1 pseudogene is annotated in these 548 nt (G+C 56.4%); it reads left to right on the forward strand.

The annotated features are described in order from the left end of the window. Positions 1 to 548, forward strand: a pseudogene (locus B5M42_RS25140) (hypothetical protein); the annotation flags it as partial.

A 548-nucleotide genomic window follows, 5' to 3' on the forward strand; every position in this document is an offset into this window, starting at 1 on the left:
GTGTCCGGTCTTCCTTTGGGCGGCAACGTCGTTAACGTATACGCCAAAACAGATGACGTCAAGCCGCTGGCTACGGCAACTGTAGCAGCGACAGCCACGTCGGCGACGCTGAGCATTGCGCAATTGGGCGCAGACGGCGGTAAGGTGTATATTTCCGTGCTGGCGCTGGGCAAAACGGTGTCCGAAAGACTGGAAGTGAGCTTCGACAAGGAGCCGCAAACCGATGCGCCAACGGGCAGCAACGTCACTTATACCAATAATTTGGGCATCCCGGATACGGTAAAAGTAACGTCGCTGGTAGCGGGGGATATCGTCAAGGTCTACAAACACGGCGATTTGAAAACGCTGCTGGGCACAGGAACGGTAGCAGCGGGCAAGACAGATGTGACGATTAGCCTGAAGGACACCGGAGCTACAGCCGGTTCGGTGGACCTGACGGTAACGACCAAAAACAAACGGGAATCGCAGGTGTACGAAGCTGCGTATGAGGCGACGCCGCAGACGGCCAAATTGAAGGCAGAGGCAGTTGTCGCGACGAACAACTTCGC

The sequence above is a fragment of the Paenibacillus athensensis genome (assembly GCF_004514475.2).
Taxonomy (GTDB): domain Bacteria; phylum Bacillota; class Bacilli; order Paenibacillales; family NBRC-103111; genus Paenibacillus_AL; species Paenibacillus_AL athensensis.